Annotated in this window: 17 protein-coding genes; 4 read left to right on the top strand and 13 right to left on the bottom strand. The window is 35.9% G+C overall.

Translation table 11 applies throughout. From position 1 onward, the window contains the following. Positions 1–156: 156 nt before the first annotated feature. Both HMPREF1210_RS04935 and HMPREF1210_RS04940 read right to left on the bottom strand, forming a co-directional pair. Positions 157–348, bottom strand: coding sequence for a hypothetical protein (locus HMPREF1210_RS04935; RefSeq protein WP_016427514.1), 192 nt, complete (start codon positions 346–348; stop codon positions 157–159). 258 nt (positions 349–606) lie between these two features. Then, positions 607–1,146 (bottom strand): hypothetical protein, encoded by a 540-nt coding sequence (locus HMPREF1210_RS04940; protein WP_016427515.1) that lies wholly within the window; start codon positions 1,144–1,146, stop codon positions 607–609. 468 nt (positions 1,147–1,614) lie between these two features. On the opposite strand from HMPREF1210_RS04940, the gene HMPREF1210_RS04945 reads away from it, so the two are divergent. The 4 genes from HMPREF1210_RS04945 (at position 1,615) to HMPREF1210_RS04965 (ending at position 5,263) form a co-directional block, all read left to right on the top strand. Next, positions 1,615–2,397, top strand: coding sequence for an alpha/beta fold hydrolase (locus HMPREF1210_RS04945; protein ID WP_016427516.1), 783 nt, complete (start codon positions 1,615–1,617; stop codon positions 2,395–2,397). 332 nt (positions 2,398–2,729) lie between these two features. Then, the gene (locus HMPREF1210_RS04950) at positions 2,730–3,122 is read left to right on the top strand and encodes a ferritin family protein (protein ID WP_036659725.1); all 393 of its coding nucleotides are present in this window, start codon (positions 2,730–2,732) and stop codon (positions 3,120–3,122) included. Positions 3,123–3,712: 590 nt separating this feature from the next. Further along, complete coding sequence (locus tag HMPREF1210_RS04955) at positions 3,713–3,895, top strand: hypothetical protein (RefSeq protein WP_016427518.1); 183 nt, start codon at positions 3,713–3,715, stop codon at positions 3,893–3,895. Positions 3,896–4,828: 933 nt separating this feature from the next. Continuing rightward, positions 4,829–5,263 (top strand): SRPBCC family protein, encoded by a 435-nt coding sequence (locus HMPREF1210_RS04965; RefSeq protein WP_016427520.1) that lies wholly within the window; start codon positions 4,829–4,831, stop codon positions 5,261–5,263. 442 nt (positions 5,264–5,705) lie between these two features. Here HMPREF1210_RS04965 and HMPREF1210_RS04970 read toward each other — a convergent pair whose 3' ends face one another. The 11 genes from HMPREF1210_RS04970 to HMPREF1210_RS05015 form a co-directional block, all read right to left on the bottom strand. Then, the gene (locus HMPREF1210_RS04970) at positions 5,706–6,413 is read right to left on the bottom strand and encodes a DNA alkylation repair protein (RefSeq protein ID WP_016427521.1); all 708 of its coding nucleotides are present in this window, start codon (positions 6,411–6,413) and stop codon (positions 5,706–5,708) included. Between the two features lie 441 nt (positions 6,414–6,854). Continuing rightward, entirely contained in the window at positions 6,855–7,295 is a 441-nt protein-coding gene (locus HMPREF1210_RS04975) for a cell wall hydrolase (protein ID WP_016427522.1), read from the bottom strand. A gap of 386 nt (positions 7,296–7,681) precedes the next feature. Then, on the bottom strand, positions 7,682–8,644 hold the full coding sequence (locus HMPREF1210_RS17260) for an S-layer homology domain-containing protein (RefSeq protein WP_016427523.1): 963 nt from the start codon (positions 8,642–8,644) through the stop codon (positions 7,682–7,684). A gap of 79 nt (positions 8,645–8,723) precedes the next feature. Next, positions 8,724–13,400, bottom strand: coding sequence for a CehA/McbA family metallohydrolase (locus HMPREF1210_RS04985; protein WP_016427524.1), 4,677 nt, complete (start codon positions 13,398–13,400; stop codon positions 8,724–8,726). A 344-nt stretch (positions 13,401–13,744) separates the two neighbouring features. Further along, the gene (locus tag HMPREF1210_RS04990) at positions 13,745–14,278 is read right to left on the bottom strand and encodes a DUF421 domain-containing protein (protein WP_016427525.1); all 534 of its coding nucleotides are present in this window, start codon (positions 14,276–14,278) and stop codon (positions 13,745–13,747) included. A 591-nt stretch (positions 14,279–14,869) separates the two neighbouring features. After that, on the bottom strand, positions 14,870–15,043 hold the full coding sequence (locus HMPREF1210_RS17950) for a hypothetical protein (protein WP_016427526.1): 174 nt from the start codon (positions 15,041–15,043) through the stop codon (positions 14,870–14,872). Between the two features lie 591 nt (positions 15,044–15,634). Continuing rightward, a complete protein-coding gene (locus HMPREF1210_RS04995; RefSeq protein WP_016427527.1) occupies positions 15,635–16,078 on the bottom strand; it encodes a hypothetical protein in 444 nt (147 codons plus the stop codon). A 218-nt stretch (positions 16,079–16,296) separates the two neighbouring features. Beyond that, entirely contained in the window at positions 16,297–16,632 is a 336-nt protein-coding gene (locus HMPREF1210_RS05000) for a hypothetical protein (RefSeq protein ID WP_016427528.1), read from the bottom strand. Positions 16,633–16,726: 94 nt separating this feature from the next. Continuing rightward, complete coding sequence (locus tag HMPREF1210_RS05005) at positions 16,727–17,143, bottom strand: DUF4304 domain-containing protein (protein ID WP_016427529.1); 417 nt, start codon at positions 17,141–17,143, stop codon at positions 16,727–16,729. A 120-nt stretch (positions 17,144–17,263) separates the two neighbouring features. Beyond that, entirely contained in the window at positions 17,264–17,671 is a 408-nt protein-coding gene (locus HMPREF1210_RS05010; protein ID WP_016427530.1) for a hypothetical protein, read from the bottom strand. A 407-nt stretch (positions 17,672–18,078) separates the two neighbouring features. Next, a complete protein-coding gene (locus tag HMPREF1210_RS05015) occupies positions 18,079–18,597 on the bottom strand; it encodes a YfiT family bacillithiol transferase (protein ID WP_016427531.1) in 519 nt (172 codons plus the stop codon). Positions 18,598–18,741 lie beyond the last annotated feature (144 nt).

Below are 18,741 nucleotides of genomic sequence, written 5' to 3' on the forward strand. Positions count from 1 at the left end.
ATAGTTTTTTTAGTGGGTTCTTTTTAGTAATCTAACCAATTATGTTGGGTCAATGTTTCAATTATTACTCTGTGGTAATGACGATTGTTTTATTTACACTAACCTGCTTCGTTAGATCAATAAGGAAAATGGCTGCTTGAGCATCTTGTCAAAAATTTACTCATCTTCTTTTTGATGATTAGGTAAAAATAATGCAATCAAAATAATTAGTCCAATTAATAACTGAAAACTAGGGAGACCAGATAGAAACCCTTTGTTGTAACTATCAATAATTCTCATTGCCTGAAAAGAAATAAAAATTATCATAAGTATTATTAACGCAATTCGATACTTAAATTTAATACTCATTTTTTAACTCCCTTTCTAAATACTGTTCAAAACTGCCCCGATAATTCAAGTAGGAAAAGAGTTGCCTTCAGCAGCCCAATGATATTCAACTAAAGCATTCGACTCCAAGTAGACATAACACCCGGATTGGGAAGTATTCGATTTCATTACTCCACAAGAAAAGCTGCCCTTTAAAGGCAGCTGGCTTCACATTTGTATATATACCAACTGACATAATGTTAAATAAAAAAATCGTCCGTTCAATCGGACGATTTTTTCTTATTGTGCTACTTCGCTGGCAATGCTTGATTCAGCTAAGCCAACTTCTTTAAGTACCTTACTTAATTCAGCGTCAGCCTCTTCAAATTTTGCATTTGCCTCATCTAATACAACGTCACCTTCCGCAGCTAATGCGTCTGCTTTCATTGTATAAGCTTCTTGTAATTTGTTTAATGCTGAGTCAATTGTTTCTTGATGATCTTTTAATTCAGCCGGAACTTCTAATTCTTCTACTTTAACCGCAGTATTTGCAGCAGCTGTTTTTGCAGCATCCCGCATTTTTTTAAGCTCAGCAGCTTCTGGAGGTGCTTCTAAATCTATATTTTCATAAGCATTTAGTTCTGCATCTACAGCATTAATAGATTGAGAGATTGATAAGTAAAACTTCATCATATCTCCAGCTGGGTTCGCTTTTTCTTTAGATGTAGTTTCTTCAGATTTAGTTCCTTCAGTCGTTGTAACTTTTTTCTCTTCTTCGTCTTCAGTACAAGCTGCAAGAACTAAAGAAAGTGAAGCAATAATAGTTTTTTCATCATTCAATCTCCTTTAACCTTGGGAATATTTAGTTATATTACCACGGATAAACTCACATGTAAATTAATTACCAAATAGTTCGCCATTTAGTAACGTTTTATTCAAAGATTTTATAAAGCCCGATTCAATCACTGAACCGAAGGGTTTTGTTCAGAAAACCAGATTAATTTGTACTCTACAATTCTGAGTTACATCATTCCACTACCATCCATAACGTTTACTAAGGCAATGTTGTCTCCAGTAATTTCAAAAGCTTCTTCTTTATCTGTATCGTTAACTAAATCAATAATGTATTCAGACATAATTAACCCCGATCTGTTCTTGTATTTATTTTTTCCCCAATTTTATTGTTCAACTAACCTGCCCCGTTAGTTGAAGTAGAAAGAGTGCTTAAACAACCCAAGCAATTCACCTATGTTTCCCTAGATGAGTATCTTATTGTTGATGCCACTTTAATTAAACGGAGGGAACAACATGGGATACTTTGTTACTGTAGAACCTGGTGTAAAGATATATGTAGAGGATGTAAACCCGGAGGGAAATAAAACAATACTATTTATACATGGTTGGCCATTAAACCATAAGCAGTATGAATATCAGTTTGATGTTCTTCCAGCAATGGGATATCGATGTATAGGCATCGACTGGAGGGGGTTCGGTAATTCGGATAAACCATTCCATGGCTACAACTTTGACAGATTGGCAGATGATATCCATGCAGTAGTAGTCGCGTTGCAGTTAAAAGACTTCACACTAGCTGGACACTCTACAGGAGGGGCAATCTCGATTCGATATATGGCTCGACACCAAGGTTATGGAGTATCCAAACTTGTCCTCATAGACGCGCAATCTCCGTATAGTGTTCAAGAAGAAGTTGCAAATATGTTCATTTCAGGATCACTTAATGATCGACCTAAAATGTTGCAGGGATTAAATGATCTCTTCTTCTTCCAGTATCTTACCACCCCATTATCGGACTGGTTTTTTCAGCTAGGATTACAGGCAGCTGGTTGGTCGACTGTAGCAGTCATGAAGACACTAAGAGATGAGAACGTGTACTATGATCTTGACAAAATACTAGTACCTACACTGATTATTCACGGAATACATGATAAAATTGTTCCGTTTGATAAAGCTCAGGAAACAAATACGCTAATAAAAAATTCACTGCTTGTTCCATTTCAATACAGCGGTCATGGTCCTTTTTGGGAAGAACGTGAGAAGTTTAACCAGCTATTGATGCAATTTATTGGCTAATAGTTCACTTCAGCTAACGGATAACGATTTTTTTTAACCGCTCATGTCATGGGCGGTTTTCCTTTGTAAAAATCAACAATAAACGATAACAGAGCCTTTAATTAAATCTTTCTAATTCTCTCCTCCTTTTTATTCACCATCGATTGTTGTTCCTTCTTTATCTGCCCTGTTAGTTGAATAAGCACCTTATCTTTTAATACACATTATGGTCGAACTGCGTACTAAGACCTTCACTCCCATAAGACAAGGTCCACAAAACATGGTGTACCCATATATTGATAAAAAGGAGTGAAAGCAAATTGAATCAAAATTCTGTGCAGCCTTCTGCAAACATGGAAGTATTAAACGACATTTTGAAAGCAATTAATGGTGAATATACAGCAATTGCCTGCTATGAATTATTAGCGAACCAGGCTCAGAACGCCGAAATAAAAAATCGTATTCTTGAAATCAGAAATGATGAAATCAGACACTATGAAACCTTTTGGCAACTTTATATTTCTTTGACGGGAAAACAACCTACTCCACAAATCACAAAACAATGTTCTGCAGATTATAAAAGTGGGATACTTGCTGCATTCATAGATGAACAGGAGACTGTAGACTTCTATCACGATATAGCGCGAAGTACTAATAATCCTGTTATTAAAGATGCTTTCACGCAAGCTTCTGCTGATGAACAAAATCATGCGGTTTGGTTTTTATATTTCATGAATCATCATTAATTGTTTAGCAGCCGGCTATCACGTCGGCTTTTTTTCTTGCACCTTATGTGTCAAATGCGACATAAAAACTCCCATTCTCTTCTTCAACTAAACTGCTGCGTTAGTTGAATAATAAAAATGCTTTGCATCTTTATTGAAGTAAAGCACTCCGTTAGTTCAACAATAACCCATCTTTTAGTTATCGGTTATTTTTGATTTATGAAACGTTAAAATTCTATTAACACTGCTACCTATATTTCCTATCCATGCCCCTAAAAAAGACACAAATGTGTTGAATATTAAAATCATTTACATCAGATACTCTTCCAGTTGGGTAAATGTATTGAATTACTTCAATTAGCAGGTACAGCCATTCGCCGTTCTAGTCTAGGCGGACATATAAATAACAGTGGGCATTCTTAATCTTGTGTCTATTGTTCATTTTTTCACGGTAGATGAAAGAAAGATTATCTTAATCATATAGGGATTTAAAAATATTATTGATTAACTTGTTAGGAATTGTTTATGGAGATTGATAAATACCTGCAAAATGCTAGGACGTATATTTCTACTTTCATTTCTCATACTAAAGAACAAAAGGAGTGATATCTATGGCGAAACGGACTAAGAAAAATGACGCAGAACAAAAGAATAAACAAGGGTTTGACTCCAGCAAAACAGATTCAGAATTCTCCAAAGAATTTGGCAGTGCAAATGCTAATCGAGCGAAAAAAGAAAAGGCGAAAAAAGAAAAAGCATCCAAAAACCAAGGGGAATGGAAAGGAATGCATTGATTGTTTTATCAAGATTTCAAAAACACCCCTCCCTCATAGGATGTATGGCGTTTCCAATGAACAGGATATAACTCTTTTGATCTACAGCGTGGATTTTTTTATAAACTTTCCACAACATCATATCCACTCTCAAAATCTGATAAATCTACCATTTATTCAAAGAAAACCCTTATAATGAACTGCACCTCCAATTGTTAGTTGTGTCTAACGATTGAAGGTGCAGTTTTTTGACCCCCAAAAAGTTCAATTAGAAATGGTTTCACTCCGTTTTGAAGTAAAGTACCCGATAATTGAATAAGGGTAATAATCTCAATTTTTTATTCTAAGGTAATTTTCAAGTTCCTTAAATGGAGAAGCATAGGAATCATTAAATTTCTTTATATGATTAACCCAGACCAATTACGGTCGAGGAATGGGTGTATCTGAGTGGTATCTGAAATACTATACAGATTAATTAAGAAATAAAGGGTTTCCCATATCAAATAGTCATCGTCTAACTTAAATAACATCTCAATGACAATTGGTAAATAGTTAAACTCTTCTTCAGAAGTCATTCCCTTAGTAATTGATTCAAAAAAATTACTGAAATACCACTCGTCTTTATCTAATTTATCTTCCCATTCTTGATATATAATCAATAACTTTTGTCCGATTTAATCACATCCCGAAGTTAATAATGCTATAAAAACATTTTATCACTTTATATTGAACTAACTTGTCCCGTTAGTTGAATAAGAAAAAAGAGCTGACACTTTGCACTGCACCCTTCTTCTTCACTCGGTTTAGAAAGTCTTAATCCGTTTATAAGCTTCCGTATGTCTTATCTAAGCGCAAATTTCCGGTTAATTATTTTGGGTTTCCGATGCTTTTCAACTATTCTAACCTAAAAATCATGTGGTATAATTAACCATTAATGTTGAGAGGGGAATTATAATGGACACAGGCGATAAAGTAACCATAACGGTAGAAACAATAGTTCATGCACCCGTTGAAAAAGTGTGGGAATTTTGGACAGAACCAAAGCATATAACGAAATGGACGTTTGCTTCTGAAGACTGGCACGCACCAATTGCCGAAAATGATGTAAGGGTTGGCGGAAGATTCCATACAAGAATGGAAGCAAAGGATGGAAGCTTTGGATTTGATTTTGGTGGAGTTTATGATGAAATTAGAATAAATGAATTTATTTCTTACACTCTTGGAGATGGTAGGAAAGTTACGATCACGTTTGTTAGTCAAGAAAACGACACTAAGATAATTGAAGTTTTTGAAGGAGAAGCCACTCATTCCATTGAGCAGCAAAAAGCAGGCTGGCAGGCGATTCTAGAAAATTTCAAAAGATATAGCGAACTTTCTAAAGAAAATTAAAAATACTTCGGACTTGAGATTGAATAAAAATTATTCAAAAGCTTATTGTTACCTTCCTTTGGAAAGGTTTTTTTATGTTAACCATTTTTAAACTTACTAAGAGGAATAACGTCTGGGAACGTATCATAAACCTCTATTTTCCTTTCTTCTTCTTCAACTAACCTACCCAATTAGTTGAACAAGAAGAAAGAGCCGTATAGGAGTCCTCCTTGTTTGATAATGAGTCAATGACAGTTGACACTCATGATCATACAAGAGGGCTCTTTTTCGTTCAAGACCTCGAACATTCTTCAAACAGGAAAGCTGCCCTGTTAGTTGAAGAAGAATTAAGGCTCATCTCTGGGTCCTCTTTTTATGCACTGTTTTTCATGGGAGTTCACTAACTTCAACATTAAAGAACGTCAAACCTTCTTCGATCAACACACCGATACGAAGCTAATTTTTAACATCTTACATGTTTTCGTTTAAAACCCAGCCTCCCTTTATCAATTTCTTTTTGAATACTTTCGTAAGCGTTTAGGATACTGCTTTTTTTCTTGTCCCGTTTGACTTCTACTGTACCTACTGCCTTTGCGGTCTCGACTGCCTTTTCATGGTGAGGCAAATATGAAGTCCCCACAGTGTATAGAAAATTATTCATAGCTGATTTCGTTCGTTCTGGGGAATCGTGAATCTTATTTTTTACAAGATCAAGCATATTTGAAATCTTGCTTTCGGAAAATTCATTGTCTATGCGATTACCTAAAAGCCAGCAGTAGCAACTCCAGCCCGCTGACATTCTCAGTTCTTGACCGCTTGCAATCCATTTATCAGCAACGTCTTGTGCAATATCAGACTCTGATAAAGTTACTGCAACCACATAATCGGACAGCATATAAAAATATGCTGCATCCATCCACCGATCAAAATCCGTCTCAGTCATGGCTTTTGGATCTGCAATAATGCCTGCAAAGTACATTGCATCGTAGTTACCTGTGGAATAAAGCTCGTCAGCTAAATGTTGATTTATTCTTATCTTCTTTGCAATTGGTTTCATAGCGCCTGTAGCTACGCCAAAAAGAGGCTCGTGCGCACCATTAGATAAGTATATTTTTTTCGTTCGTTCCTTACCGAGGGCTTCAAGCTCCTGCATAACTGTTTTGAAATCCATAGTTTTGCACTTCCTTCCTTATTAATAATTTCATTGTAACAACTATTTACTGAAATATTAAATCATATAAAAATAAGGTCAACCTTTAAAAACTTGTTGACCTTATAATACGAAAGCACATTTTAGTTTAAGTACAATACTTCACAATCTTGCATCCTTGGATAAATTACTATTACTAAATGTTTGATATGTAAAAAAAGGGAACCCTGCTAACCAGGAGGTTCCCTTTTTTATTAGTGAGATAAAAAATACAAAATAACGTTTGGAAAAAAACAGGCTGAGGTTTGGGTTTCAGCTTTTTTCAACCGACAACTGTTACATTACCTATAGGAGTGCATTGAATGAATATAGTTGGTAACCAGTACCTATAACTAAAAATGTTGTAGCACCAAAAGGCAAAATCACAAAAACCTCCAGAATTAATAATAGCTCTTAGACAACCTAACCACTATAAACACTATCACATGTTCCAGCTGCTGGTTCATAATAACAATGATTTTTAAATTGACCAGCATAAGGTTGACCGTACCATGTTGGAGGGCATGGTGCATATGGATTAAAATACCATAGAGCATATTTCCCTGGATGGTCTCTCCAATAATCTAAATTCTTTTTTGCTAATCTTTTTTCAACAGATCTCGCTCTTTCATAAAATAAATTACCTTTTTGAACCGCTTCAAAAGAATAATTTCCTCCTTGTACTTGAAAAATTACATCTGAAATTGTTCTTAAATCTCTAAAGTCTAAACAATCGGCTTTAAGACGATTAACAATTACATTTCCAACATATAACATTCCTTGCTGTCCTTCACCTTCGGCTTCTGCCCTCATCATCCTTGCCATTAAGTCAATGTCTGAACTTTTGTATTTTACTCTTGGCATTTATTCACCCCAACAATATAGTATGAAAAAAAACCTACCTTGTGTCATTGTAAACTTAGTTTTAATGCTACAGTTTCTAAGTAATATGAAAACTTAGACAAACCTTTTTTCTCAACGTATGTCAAATAGCCATTCAGCTTGGCGGATTTCCCGAATACTGCAGAACGTATCAGGGCTAGAAAGCGGCATAATAGTACAGAATTAAAACATCAAACCCTCTAATAACTAAGCAAAAAGCATAAGTAAATGAGAAAACCTCATTTATTTATGCTACGGTTCAGCGTTTTAGTGCTAGGAGGCAAAAAAGGGTATGTTCAGAAATCACTTTGAACATACCCTTTTTGATAATTTGTCATTTTATTTGATGAATATCGCTTTATGCAAATCTATTCTTCCAGCAGTTTAATTTCTACCAGTAACCTTTTTAGCATGACTGCTGTCTCTGCCCTTGTTGCAGATTCTTTTGGTTGCAATTCATTTGCCTTGTTTCCTTGAATTACGCCAAGTTGTATAGCTAATGCTACGTCTGCTCTGGACCATGCACTGATAGATTTACGATCTATATATTTTGCCAATACTTGATCCACATCCATTGTTGGTGCTTGTTTCTCTATGATTTTGTATGCACGACCCATTAATGCAGCCATTTGTTCACGTGTGATGTACATACTTGGTTTAAATGTATTGTCTTCGTAACCATTGATTAATCCTGCTTCAACAGCTGATTGTAGTTCCGAAACATACCAATCCGTTGGTCGGACATCTGTAAAGTTTTCTTGCTCCGTCGCTTTTGGCAAGTCGAGAGCACGCGCAAGTAGGGCTGTGAATTCTGCACGTGTAATATCTTTTTCGGGTGCAAATAATCCATTTTTCAGTCCATTAATAATGCCTTTTGTTGCTAATAATTCAATATCCTCTTTTGCCCAATGTTCTGAGATATCAGCAAAAGTGATTGGTTCAGGCGTTGGCTCTGGAGTTGGTGTTGGGTTTGGTTCTGGATTTGGCGTTGACCCGTTAAGCTTAATGACTTCTTTCTCGACAAGATTGCTTTCTGTAGTTACTTGAACGGTAAAGGATACATTGTTGGTCAATGCTTCTTTCGTTTTATACGTATTCGAATACTTTCCTGATTCGTCAGCTGTGAATTCGTCGATATACATCAAATTTTCGGATGTAAGAACATTTCCTTTGAAAACTGTAATCGTCATTACTTTATTGGCATATTTGGCATCATGTCCACTAGTTGTAAATGTGCCATCTTCATTATTGGTTGTTGCAGCAAGTGTTAATAATGGGATACATAGGCTTATTACAACTGTTGCGATGAACATACATATTAATTTTTTCATCCTTAACCTCCATCTAACTTCATTCGTACTTAGAAAGTTATCAGCGAGAAGATTACTTCCCGCTGAACAGAACAATTGATTATCTTAATACAGGACGTTTTAATGTTTCATCCCATTTCCAAACCGTTTCAAAATCCCAACCTAATAACTCACTGTACGTCTCAATCGTTTCGATTTCTTCTTTTGTTTTACTTAATCCTGACACACTGGATCCAGCATTTTCTTTTGTTTTTTCCACATTAACGATCGATCCATTATAGGCAAAGTTATTTTCCAAAATTGCAGTATGTCCGCTTAATATACGACCGACGACTCTATTCGCATATGGAGATGTTACAGTTCCATTTAATGCAATCGTATTTTTCACAGCTGTATTGTTGTAACCATATCCGGAAATACCACCTGCATTACTCTTAGTGGCACTCACTTTACCAGTAGCATACACATTCTCTGTCAAACTTCCAGAATTTGTGATACCTACCAGTCCACCAGCTTGACTCCCAGTTGCCGATACATCTGCGTTGGAGTAACTATTTCGTATTACAGCATTTGAGTACCCAACTAATCCACCTACTGTATTGGCCCCAGTTACTTTACCTGTCGAATAACTATTTTCGATCGTCCCATTGTTAAGATTCACTAGTACACCAGTTTGAGATGCGCCAGTTTCTCCGGTTACATCTACATTCACCATCGCGATGTTATGGATAGTTCCACCATTTAAATGAATAAGAGCACCTGAAGTTGATTTGAAGTTAATCAGCTTTTTCCCGTTACCATCAAGTGTTCCCATAAATGGTGCATCAACAGCAAATGGTGTTAATACTTCTCCTGTTAAATCAATATCATTTTCCAAAGTATACTTTTCATTTAAATGATCATCGATTTGCTTAAGGTCTTCCACCGTTCTGATCATGTAGAATCCATTTTCATCCTGATCCAATGATGGTTTTCCTGCCCCACTGTTTTCCGTAAGTTCTTTATTCCCTATTAATATAGGTCGATCTGCGTTTTCATCCCACGTCCATACGTGATTAAAATCCCAGTCAAGATCTTCAAACGTTGCTTGGTCTTTAAGGGCATCTTCACTCTTACCAAGACCTTTTTCATTATTTGGATCTTCCTGAGTGATTGCCTCTTTGCTGACAATCATCTTCTCTTTTGCGATGTTATTTTCTAATTCCGCCTTTTCGCCAGCCAACACTCTTCCTACAATTCTATTAGCTGCGGTAGTCGTAATTACTGAAGTATTCAATGCAGCACTGTTCTGTATCACTGTATCACCATAGGCGTAACCACTGATTCCACCCGCATTGCTTGCTCCTGCTGTTACAGTACCAGTTGCATATACATTTTCTGTAATACTTCCACGGTTCGTAATCCCAACCAAACCACCCGCTTGTTTTTCATTTGCTTTTACATTGGCGGTTGAATAACTGTTTCTAATTATTCCATTTGAATAGCCAACCAGGCCGCCGACAGTCGACTGTCCCTTGATAGCTCCTGTCGTGTAGGAGTTTTCAATCGTCCCATTATTTACATCTACCAGAATTCCTACATCATTCGTTCCTGTAGCAATGTTCACATCCAAAACAGCGATATTTTTGATCGTGCCGTTATTAATCCGGAATAATCCAGCACCATTTGTTGAAATATCAACACCTGTTATAAAATGTCCATTTCCATCAAAAACTCCACTGAATGGGGTGGCATCGGATCCAATTGCAGTAATTACATCCTGGTTTCCAATGATATCTTTTGTTAGGATATAATGTTTATCCGGATAATATTGGATTTTCTCCAAGTCTTGAACTGTATCAACTTTATATGGATTTTCTGCAGTACCTTCTCCATCCATCGCTTCTCTTACAATTCTAGAAGGGAAAATAGGATTTTGATTCGTCAAATTGTCCCAAACAAAAAGTTTCACCGTATTTTGATCATTATAAATAAGTGGTTTGTCGAAATTGATGATTTGTTCACGACCAAGTCCCTCTAATGCTACCTCTTTAATCTGTGCATCGATAAGCTTTGTACCTGTTGCATCATAGGTAGCACCAATCACAGTAACTTGATCACTTGAATCCGGATAGTTTAATAAACCAACTCCATTAAACTCTCCATCCTCCACATCTACACTTGATAATTCCATATGGCTTTCCGGCGGAGTCAATGTAAATTCATCAATAACAGTTCCGGCATTATTGTAGGCTTTAATCGTTAAGGAATCTTCATTAGCTTCCAGAATCACGCCAGTCTGAACATTTTCATCGTAAACTACGTTATCCCAATCATAGACTTCATTGTCATAAAATTTAGGACCAGATGAACCCATTGTAATAAACGTAGTCCCTAAGTTCATCGCGTCTTGGTTATTATTCATGACACCGTCTCTAATGGTGGTACGTTTATATACATGGTCATGCCCGCCAATATAAAGGCTTACTCCCAATTGTTGAAGTTTCTTAGATATTTGTGCTCTACCTGTACTCATCCCAGCATCATCGCTATGTGAACCACCATAATACGGGAAATGCCCCATCACAATTTTCCATTTCTTATTGGTTGCTCTCATGTCTTGCTCAAGCCACTCTAATTGCTTATCCGTGAAGTCCATCGAGTTTAATACAGCGATGTGTGCGTCTCCATAGTCAAACGAATAATTCCCTTCTTTTTTCGTCCCTTTGCCATTTTCAGGTAAGTTGAAGAAATTCGTGTATGAGCTTGCATCAACATCTTGTATGACTTCATGATTCCCAATCATGTTTGCTGATAACAAATTCAGGTCTTTGTAGATATACTTCATTACATCCGTCCAAGCATCAGTCATACCAGCTGAATTCACCAAGTCACCAACTTGGATCATTAGCTTGCCGTTTGCATTGTTTTGTTTCAATACATCCAGCATGTCAGTATAAAGCTTAAAGCTTTCTGGATTTCGGTCCGGAACTTGGAGATCCCCCATAAGGTAAATCGTTGTATCCTCTGATTCAGGAGCTGTTTCAAATGAATACGCTTGTCCCCATGGACCTTCCGGAGTCAGGCCATATCGGTATTGATAAGTTGTCCCTCTTTTTAAATCCGCTAAATCTGCCTCATGTGAAGCTAGTACTCTATAACTACTATTGTCTATATTTTCCCCATATGCAGATTCAAAATAAGAAACCTTTGTTTCCATGACACTTGCATTGCTCCAATCTTTTTCGGAAGTAGGCATATACTGAACATGGGCTTCCTTCAGAACACTGTCCGTAACCAGTGTTATGCCTACTTCTTCATCCGTTGCCCCAACATTTACAGTTGGCGTAAATTCATTTAAAATTTTGTCTCCATCTAGACTAGTATCATCAACCAATATTCTGACTGTGTTAACCCGTGAATTTCCTGCTGAATCCGTCGTATAGTATCTAACAAAGTATTCGCCGTATTCCTCTACCACGAAATGATTATCCACTATTTCCGCCATGCCTTTAGAATCGAAAACTTCTGCTTTCACATTAGGAGTTTCACCACTATCATCAATTGATGTTGCATCAGGAATTTCCACTGTATCACCTAACTGAACAGTAGAAGGCAATTCCCCGTTTATGACGATGTCAGGAGCGTAGTCAGTTCCTTTCGTTACTTCACCAACCCAGAACGGTGCACTAAGTATTTCATCTCCATCTTTCTGGAAAGTTCGAACGAAGAAATATTCCCCATCACTGGATGGTATCGACTCATCTAATACAAACTCATTGTTATTAATATCCTTATATTCTTTTACAATCTCACCGTTGTTTGTATAGATAGTGACATTGTCAATAAGATCCTCTGTGTCTGGATCTTTCAATAAAACATTAAGATTAAGTTCTTTTGTGTCCCCAGAGAGTATAGAACCCATTATATTTCCATTAGCTGAGTAACCTAATTCAAAATTTTCATCGAAAGTAACATACGTACGGCGGTTCGCCATTGCATCGTAAATACTTTCTCTGGTTAATTCATCTGTCCAAACACCTGTTAAAGCAGGATTTCCGCTTCCCCAATTGGCACTGTGTTCATCCCCTCCATAGGAAGGAGAAAGGTGCCACCCATTATCTAAAGCTTGGACGAATGTGTCAAAATAACGTGAAACTTTATATTCAAACAACGTAACGTTATCATCTATGTCTTTATTTAAATGACCAAAGCCATTGAAATTGCCTTTACTATTTGGATCGGGATGATTGAATTGTGCAATTGCACCTTCTTCTTCTGCAAGACGACCATAAAATGTTGGAAGATCATACATTAATTCGCCCATTCCAAATTGTCCAGTTGCCCCTTTTCCATATGTTCTAGGAAACCATTCTGTATTGAACAAATTGATATGCCCAGCATTGTCATACCAAGTTACTTCAACACCAGGTATTGTTACAAGACTGTCAGAATTCAATCTATCAAGCTCTGATCGAGAAAACTTGTATTCATCCGAGTAAGAATCTGTGTAGCTTTCCAGATAGTCATTACCAGTAGTTATATCAAACGTCACATCATGTTCCGATGTACTGTAAAAATCAAGATTCGTATTTTCCGCCACATGATTAACAGCATCCTCCGGGAACAACACACCATCACTAATGGAAGTATGCGAATGCAACTCCCCCGTAAATAACTTCAGATCTAAATACTCTGCCCTTTCACTGTCCGGTGCACTCTCATCCCCTGCAGCATAGGCAGGAATCGTTTGCATCATCAAAGCTAACGGCATTAACAAAGCTATGCTCTTTCTCATTAGAACACTACTCTTTTTTCTCACTTGTAAACCCCTTTCTTTTGGTCGTGCAATCACTCACACAATTCTCACACAATCTAATATTTATCATATTGATGCTTTTATTTTCCATATTTCGGATAATTCTTAACGAAATTTACTATAAGTTAACAAAACTTAGTATATTTTCAACAAAATCATTCATCCAAACCCAATAATAAAAACACTCCTTCTACCTTTTCAGGCGGAAGGAGTGTTTTGTGATTTTCTATTATGTGCTGTACAGTTGAGAAAAATTATTCTAGTCTTTCGGCAACTCCGGGCTGATCGGATCATTCACATTGGTATGCGACTGATTGATTAAATCAATCCTTTTGATAAGAAAAGGATGTATCGGAAAACTTGGATTCAATTAATAGTATTAAATCCTGAATGTCCTGCTTGGTGGCTGGTTGTTTATTAGCGTTCAACTTATAACCAAGTTCTCCATTAACCTCTATTGTTCCCCACTCTAGATCACCTATAGTGTAGATTCCAACTTGGCGTAATCGCATTTCAAGATTTTCAGTAGTAAGTCTCATTTTTTTCATGTTTTCTTCATTTATGGTCCCATTTTCAATTACTAATATTGATTTTCCTGTAAGAAGTTTTTCTACCCCTTCAAACTTTATTTTAAGATACTGGATTACAAACACTGTAAGTATGAGAACAGAAGCAACACCAAATGTGTTCCAAAGTCCTTGGTTCTCGATAGGACGACTAAGTAAAGGTCCAATCGTAATCATTATAACAAGTTCGGAGACGGTCATTTGAGAAATGGAATTTCTTCCAGCTAGTCTTAATAAGAGCACTCCCACTACAACAATGAGAACTGCATTCCAAATCAAATTTAATTCCATATTACCAACCCTTTTTTGATTAGTTTTCCCAAAGGACTAATATAATATACATTTAATATAGAGGGTGTAAGGATTAAAACGAGAATTTCCATTTGGTGCAGAAGAGGCAGTAAATCCGGGTATTCCCAGATTTTGTGGTGAAATCCATAAAATGGACCAGCTAAACGATTAACAGACCAAATAATTGATCCTTATTGAAGTAAAGCACCCGTTAGTTGAATAAGAATTTCCTTTTTGACTTACCTTCTGAACGATCGTCTGATCCGATGTACATGCAAATAAAGATACAGCTAAAAAAGTCATCTTCTAGTGAAGAATCTATTAATTCCTTGATTGTTGCCGGTTTACCCCAAATAAACTCACGATAAAAGTTAATCCAGCGACAATTGGAACAATCTCAAATGAGTTTATATTAAACAACCAATAAGGGATAGGTACACTAAATGAAGAAGAATTAGGTGCTACATTTAAGAAAATCGTGTATGTGACTGGACTATAAAAGGATAGAATTAGTAATGGACATGTTATGCATAGAAACAGTGGTATATTAATTTTAAACGACCAAAATTTTATAAAGATTAGGGAACTATATTAGCCAAACAAAAAGGGGACAATCGAGTTGAACCAATACGTAGATAGAGGATTATACGTTGCTTCAAAATCTTGTTTTATTATCTGTTGATAATGGAAAGCAACCAGTAGCAATGCAAGCAAACCTATAACCCATAGTAATTTCAAGGCAATTTCTTTAAAGTCTTGACGCATTTATTAAACCCTCTCCTTTATGGAATCTTCCTATTGTATTCTCCTCAATCGTAGAAAACCAATCATTCGTGTTTTTTATTTCATTAAATCAGCCTACATTTTAGAATTTAGCCAACCGTCTTTGTACTCTTTATTGAACTAAACTGCCCCCGTTAGTTGAAGAAGTTCAACAAAATAAGCGTTAATCCTTCTTGGATCAACACTTCGAAAATACTCAATAAGCTGCCAATGTAGCCCTCTATGCCAATTCATTGTGTTTGTATTGATTCCCAGAAAAATTTATCCATATAAGTCCGTATTATTAGTTCAAATGGTTTTAAAAACTCAAGCCTAAAACACATCAAATTTGCTTTACATTTACGGTGTAATAACTTTAAACGGGGCAGCGAGCGTGAATTGCTTTTCTTTTGATAACTCACTATGCACCCGTTAGTTGAAGTTGCTTAACTTGATTGGATCATTTTTCGTGGATATTTCACTCTCATTTTTCTACCTAAAACGCTACCTTTCTGGATTTTATTCGAGTTTGCACCTCATATAATACTTTTGAAACCGCCCCCCCTGAGAGCTGAAGGAAAAAAAGCTGTTTATCTACTCGTATTGGTTGAAATTTGTATCCTTTGGCATAACGGATGTAATATACGCTATTTCTTCTTCACTAAGATTAGGGGCAAAAAATTCCGTTCCCCAATGTTCAGAATGAAACATCGTAGTATCACCTTTGCTTAAGAAAATAGAGAACCATTTGATATTCTCCGTTTCAGCTATGTGATCATAAAGAAGATGATGTGAAATATCGTACGTCAGGATTCCTCGGAAAATGGTTAATTTCATATCTTCTGGCAACTCAGGATCGTCTTGAACTAAGGCTTTCGTTTCCTTAATCACTTCTTTTTCTTCATTCCAACAATGGATCTCGATGGTATCCGATTTCTCAATGAAGTATTTCATTAACGGAACCCAGTACTCATAATCTTCAGGCATCGGATTAGGATTAGGGAATTCTGGAATGGTGAAATGCAATTGGTATTTCATGTTTTAACTCACCTTCCCTTCTATAGATCAACAATAAAGTATATTTACCGAACGTTTCACTTTTAAAGAAAGCTTATCATTGGCTGATTCGTCCGCCATCCATCGATTCGATTACTCAACTGGCATGTATAGTCCATACACAACCAGTTGACATAGCATCACAATCGGGAAGTATTCCTTTTATTCAACTAAAGCACCCGTTAGCACAATAAGACCGCTTATGCTTTAACATTTGATTTTATATTTTCAACAATTACGATTAAAAAATATAAAAGAATTAATGCGATAGAAATACCCAGATATAATTCAAATTTTGATAAAAACATTTCTTTTGTCCAACCGTCTTCTGGCAATAAAAATGTAGCTAAAAAATTGGAGATTCCTATACCATCATTCACTTCAGGAATTAAACTTTTAGTGTAATTTTGACCTAAAGCAACACTTGAAAGAATTGCGAATGCGATCATTGGTATTACTGCTTGAGACATTTTCATTTTTCTCTTTGAAATAAAAACTCCCGCTATAATTCCGTACAACAATATAATGAAAATCAATAAATCCCTCCCTAATTATTCCCTTAATGTTATTACGGTTTAAATGTCTATAAGTTCCAATTTACGATTTTTCTTATTCAACTAACATGCCCCGTTAGTTTAATAACATAGAAATCCAAAAACGGTCTGATGTATTTAATAAACCCACAACACTTGAAGCTATTTCATCAAAATCATCTTCTGTTTTTGCATTCTCAAAATCAAACCATATTCCTTCTTCATCAACTGATTTTGCTCCTAACCTAAACCGATTGTTTAGATGATGAGCAGTTGCTTTGTTTGGTGGGATTTTTTCTCCCCAACTCATAGTTACACCTTCTATTGGACACGTTGCCAATTCAACTACAATTGAACCACCCCATCTGTTGAATTGGATAGTAATTAAATCTATAATCTTTTCATTTGTCCGTCTAAAGTGAGGAAACGACCCTTTAAATTCTTGTTTTCTTAAAACCGGTGTCACAATTTTTTTCAAGGCATTATCCATCATTTTTCTTTGATTCGATTCCATTTTTTCTCCTTTCTCAGGTTAATTTGTTCAACTAACCTGCCCAGTTAGCTCAATAAGAAAAAATGCTTTACTCCTTCTTGAAGTAAAGCACTCGTTAATTTAATAAGAGGAGTAGAGGAGTTATGAATTCATCAATTTGTTGAATTTTTTGTCGTAAAGACTTCGCTTTAAAAAATCTGAACGCCAATAATCATATAAATCTTTTCGACTTGCTTTTAGAAAAGTTTTTAATACTTTTTTTAATTCAGAGTTATAAGGAAATAGGACGTCTTTACCTAAGCTGTAACCTTTACTAAAGTAAAATGCTGCAGATTCATATTCTTTAATTTCTTGATATAAATAGCCTATGAATATAAATCCACTAGCTAATTCTTCTACTTCGAAATCTTCGTCATTTAATTTACTTTTTAAAAACTCTATCGCTCTTAATTTTTTCTTCCTCGAAAACAAACCGTACAAAGAATTAGCTTGTTCTACTACTTCAATATATTTTTTTGAAGGGTCTTTTAATTTGTATTTGTCTTTCATTTAATCACCTATCTCCTTAAAACCTTTTTACACTATCATTTTCTTAATAGAATTATTAGGTTCAATCATCTGTTTTAAATGCAAGTTTTCTATTATTGGAATGTTTAATGCATTGCTCTTACCTTTGAAAATTCTTCCATTGAATATCCAATCTTAACATCTTCTTTATTACAGAAAAACATATCCATCATCCTCTGTTAAGGTTACCAAAAGAAACTACTACTTTTAACACTAACCTGCCCCGTTAGTTTAAGTGTAACATTTCACAATGGATTTCTGAGATCTACTTGATGATTCGGATAAAAAATAGACCATCGAAATGATGGTCTTGTTTAACTAAAGCACCCGTTAGTCAAATAAATTCCATTTAACCTTCTAGCTTAGCTCTTCTTTCAAGAAGTAGTAATTTACCAGCCCATACGAGAACATAAAGAAGTAATATGTGCAAGATGATGTCCACTATGCCAAGCGTAAATTCCTATATTTTCACCTACTGAAACTCCGCCTAAATCCGGATGTATAAATGTCTTTTCAATATCAGCAGGACTTAGACTACGTAAAAGTTTGACCCAGCGTATGTGCAATGCTTCTAGCAGAGATAGTGAAATATCAACTGGTAATTTGTAGTCAGGAAGTTCTGCCCATTTCCCTTCGTCATAAGGCTTGATTACAGGATTTTCTTCAGTAAGAGCCAATTTAAAACGAACATAGGCATTCATATGACTATCCGCTAAGTGATGCACTACTTGACGAACAGTCCATCCTCCTGAACGATAAGGTGTATCAAGCTGTTCATTATCCAAGTCTCTTACAACCTCTCGTAATAATCCAGGTAAATCTTCAATCTCATTTATCCAACCTTCTGTCATAATATTAGTAATCTCACCATCAAGCTGAAATTTTCCAATTGGATATTTCGCTTCCACCTCTAGTTCCTCCTTTAAAAATCCTGCGCAAATTTTTTTCTATTACATTTAGCTACTAACTTAAATAATAATGTTCTAAGCACACAGCACAATGATTAAGCTCTTTATCATTACCTTTAAATCCTTTACACCTACGTTACCTTC

Origin of the sequence: Paenisporosarcina sp. HGH0030 (genome assembly GCF_000411295.1) — a bacterium.
In the GTDB taxonomy this organism is placed as follows: Bacteria; Bacillota; Bacilli; order Bacillales_A; family Planococcaceae; genus Paenisporosarcina.

Excerpts from the sequence above, each read along its gene's own strand:
- HMPREF1210_RS04945 (WP_016427516.1), top strand. The coding sequence starts at position 1,615 with ATGGGATACTTTGTTACTGTAGAACCTGGTGTAAAGATATATGTAGAG.
- HMPREF1210_RS04950 (WP_036659725.1), top strand. The coding sequence starts at position 2,730 with ATGGAAGTATTAAACGACATTTTGAAAGCAATTAATGGTGAATATACA.
- HMPREF1210_RS17950 (WP_016427526.1), bottom strand. The coding sequence starts at position 15,043 with ATGCGTCAAGACTTTAAAGAAATTGCCTTGAAATTACTATGGGTTATA.
- HMPREF1210_RS05010 (WP_016427530.1), bottom strand. The coding sequence starts at position 17,671 with ATGAAAGACAAATACAAATTAAAAGACCCTTCAAAAAAATATATTGAA.
- HMPREF1210_RS17260 (WP_016427523.1), bottom strand. The coding sequence starts at position 8,644 with ATGAAAAAATTAATATGTATGTTCATCGCAACAGTTGTAATAAGCCTA.
- HMPREF1210_RS04955 (WP_016427518.1), top strand. The coding sequence starts at position 3,713 with ATGGCGAAACGGACTAAGAAAAATGACGCAGAACAAAAGAATAAACAA.
- HMPREF1210_RS05005 (WP_016427529.1), bottom strand. The coding sequence starts at position 17,143 with ATGGAATCGAATCAAAGAAAAATGATGGATAATGCCTTGAAAAAAATT.
- HMPREF1210_RS04965 (WP_016427520.1), top strand. The coding sequence starts at position 4,829 with ATGGACACAGGCGATAAAGTAACCATAACGGTAGAAACAATAGTTCAT.
- HMPREF1210_RS04935 (WP_016427514.1), bottom strand. The coding sequence starts at position 348 with ATGAGTATTAAATTTAAGTATCGAATTGCGTTAATAATACTTATGATA.
- HMPREF1210_RS04985 (WP_016427524.1), bottom strand. The coding sequence starts at position 13,400 with ATGAGAAAGAGCATAGCTTTGTTAATGCCGTTAGCTTTGATGATGCAA.
- HMPREF1210_RS04970 (WP_016427521.1), bottom strand. The coding sequence starts at position 6,413 with ATGGATTTCAAAACAGTTATGCAGGAGCTTGAAGCCCTCGGTAAGGAA.
- HMPREF1210_RS04990 (WP_016427525.1), bottom strand. The coding sequence starts at position 14,278 with ATGGAATTAAATTTGATTTGGAATGCAGTTCTCATTGTTGTAGTGGGA.
- HMPREF1210_RS04995 (WP_016427527.1), bottom strand. The coding sequence starts at position 16,078 with ATGAAATACCAATTGCATTTCACCATTCCAGAATTCCCTAATCCTAAT.
- HMPREF1210_RS04975 (WP_016427522.1), bottom strand. The coding sequence starts at position 7,295 with ATGCCAAGAGTAAAATACAAAAGTTCAGACATTGACTTAATGGCAAGG.